This is a genomic window from Nostoc sp. UHCC 0252 (assembly GCF_034931145.1).
Lineage (GTDB): Bacteria > Cyanobacteriota > Cyanobacteriia > Cyanobacteriales > Nostocaceae > Nostoc.
This window is the reverse complement of the sequence record NZ_JAYGHE010000167.1, coordinates 1-3,210: the sequence shown is the minus strand read 5'-3', so window position 1 is coordinate 3,210 and position 3,210 is coordinate 1. Positions and strand designations below refer to the sequence as shown.

At 39.4% G+C, this 3,210-nt stretch carries 2 protein-coding genes; both read right to left on the bottom strand.

The features are described from left to right. Window positions 1-175: 175 nt before the first annotated feature. On the bottom strand, window positions 176-1,246 hold the full coding sequence (locus VB732_RS35660) for an iron-siderophore ABC transporter substrate-binding protein (RefSeq protein ID WP_323235511.1): 1,071 nt from the start codon (window positions 1,244-1,246) through the stop codon (window positions 176-178). 103 nt (window positions 1,247-1,349) lie between these two features. After that, window positions 1,350-3,210, bottom strand: a 1,861-nt coding sequence (locus VB732_RS35655) for a TonB-dependent siderophore receptor (protein WP_323235510.1), incomplete at its 5' end; no start/stop codon positions are given.

The window sequence follows — 3,210 nt, the reverse complement described above, 5'->3', positions numbered from 1 at the left end:
AATTTAGCCCATATTCTATAAATATTAAAGCAGGTTAAATAATTATTAATTTGGAGAAACTAAAGCCGGAAACGATTTTCTAACAATCATTTCCGGTTTTCGTGGCCTATGGGGGATCAGTTAGTGCCTAAAATCACAGCCAAATACTTTTCAAACAACTTTTATGAGCGTAGCTTTAAGGGGTATTAACAAGATATTTAAATAAGTCATCAATGACAGTATTGGCAGCCAGTATATTTCTTGATGATTCCCAGTTAGTAGATTCTACAGAATAAATATGATTCTGTTGAACTGCTTTCAGCTTTTTCCACAGAGGCTTATTCTTGAGAAGACTTAAATTTTCTTGAGCATCAATATTTGTAATAAACATCACATCGCCATCAGCAATTTCTAAAGTTTCCTCAGAAAGGCTATAAGAACCATCTGGGGTAAATCTCTGTGATTCTGGGCGCTTTAACCCAACATCACTCAATATAGAGCCAATAAATGAATTTTCTCCCACACTGTAAATCATGCCAGCGCGAAATACAACGACAGAAATTGTTTTATTCTGATAGCGATCGCCTATTGCACTTTTTAGTTGTTCAATACGCTGATTGTAGTCCTGCCAAAGTTGCTGACCCCTATCTTCTCTATCTAGTACTTTCGCCATAAAGTTAAAATACTCTTTCCAATTATCTGGCTGGGTTATGTTAACTACCCAGTCATATAAAGTTGTCGGTGCAATATAAGACAGTTGAGGATAGGTTGATTGCAGATTATGTTTCCAGCCAATAATAAGATCAGGCTTCAGTAGTGCAATACTCTCTAAGTTAGGCTCTCCCCAAGTACCTAAAAACTCGATTCCCTCAATTTTGTCTTTAAGATAAGGCGGCCACTGATTAATTTTTTCAGTAGCACTTCCAGCAGGTTGAATGCCAAGGGCGATCGCGTTGCCCAAGGCAGCAGAGTTTAAAGTTACAATCCGTTTTGGATGATTAGGAACGCAAATTTCTCCCATTGCATGTTGTACAATTCGACAGTTTTCCGTTGTTTGGCTTTTTTCTGGCTGTGGTGTGTTGTCGTTACAGGCAGCGATCGCTAAAACTACAGTTATTGTCAGAAAGAATGGTAAAAATTTGTAATTGCTCGAAATCTGCCGAGGTTGCCACAAAATACGAAAGCTAGAAAAAACAGTCTTGACAACCCAAACAAACTTAGCAAAAGTCAAAAGGCAAACACCTTTAACAATAAGTAACAATAGCATAATTGTACTAATGGCTCTCTTTCTCATTGTAAGGAATATTGTTCTTTTACTAATATTTGGCAGGTTGTCTAGAAGACTTGTACTGTGTTTAGATAAGTTGTTCTTAAAACTCCCAACTGATGGAGCCGATTATTGTAAAAGGCGCACCTCTTCGCAGAAATGTTCTACCATCGTCAGAGGTTCTAATATAGTCCGTATCAAATAGATTACGGATATTGATACCAGCTTTAAAACCATCTCTACGATAGTAAATTGCCGCATCTGTACGCAAGTAATCGGGTAGCTCAAAGGAGTTAGCTGAATCTCCCGCTCGCGTACCCACATAAAATAGCCCCAAACCAAATCCCAAACCCTTCAAATCGCTATTTTGAAACTCATAGGTTGTCCAGAGACTAGCTTGATTTTCTGGCACACTTACCAATTGATTGCCCACGGGAAGATCGTTATCTTCAGTTACTTCTGCATTAGTGTAAGCATAAGAAGCGATCGCTTTCCAACCGGGCAAAATTTCCCCCGTAACATCTAACTCAATCCCTCGACTTCTTTGTTCCCCTACCTGAATCAAGAAATCAGAGTCATCGTTATTGGGATCGTCTGTTAGAATATTTGACTTGGTAATCTGATAGGCTGCCAGTGTTGCTGAAAGTCTACCCTCTAGAAAATCACCTTTAATACCTACTTCATATTGTGTTCCTCTTGTAGGCTCAAATATTTCACCATCGGGGTTTGATTCAGTTACAGGGACGAAAGATTGACTGTAGCTGGTGTACAAAGAAATAGATTTGCTGGGCTGATATACCAAACCAATTCGGGGGCTAAAAGCACTATTTTCAGGATTTTCTGTCGTCTCCCCTGTCACATCATTTGTATTATCGCTTGTAATCCAATCGAAGCGCCCACCGATTAATAACTTCAGATTATCTAGAAAGCTAATCTGATCCTGAAGGTAAATCCCATAGGCTTGAGAACGATCGGTAGAACTAGAACGCGCGCCATAGGTGAAGCTTGGAATATCGTAGTTTGGATTGGCAATATCTAGATTAGGAACATTGCTTCCAATTGACCTTGCATAAGTCTGGATATAACTATTGAAATCAAAACCTATCAAGATTTGGTGTGAAATTGATCCCGTATTAAACTTTCCAAGCAAGTCGATCTGTCCAAAATAGTTGTCTATTGTGAAATCACGATCTTGAGCAAATTGCCGTAAAGACTCATCGTTCACTACTCCTATTGCTAAAGTATATTCTTCAGCGTTGCTATTATTAACCACAGAAAAGTTATTACGAATTTGCCAGTTATCACTAAACTCGTGGCTGACGGTGTAACCAAATTTTTGAGTAGTATTATTTACAAAAGCATCGTTAGGATATCCCTGATAGAAGCTTCGAGGCAGAAGCGTATTATCGCTAATAACAGAGGTATATTGCTCAAAAGTTCCTTTAAAGTTAATATACTCATAGTATAAAGTCAGGTCTGTTTTATCACCTAATTCCCAACTGATTGTAGGTGCAAATGTAGTCAGATTAGTGTTGACAAAATCTTGAAACCCATCTGAAGTTTGATAGCTGGCATTTAAGCGATAAAGCAAAGTTTTATCGTCATTTAAAGGCCCTGAGAAATCAAGACTGGGCTGATAAAAGTCACGATTCCCCGCCTCAAATTCGAGCTTATAATAGGGTTCACTCAAGGGTTGTTTGGTGACGATGTTGATGATTCCACCAGGTTCTACAGCCCCAAACAGAACCGAGGCTGGCCCTTTAAGAACTTCCACTCGATCAATCGTCCCCACTCCTGTCAAGCCATAAGAATCTACATCTCGATAGCCATTTCGGAAACTTCCACCCTGTTCAAATCCTCTAATAATGAAGTCTTGTGCAGGCGAACCGTTGTAGTCAGCGCCGTCAACTACGCCACTGACTGTTTCCACTGCTTCAGCCACACTTCTCACGTTGCGATCTTCT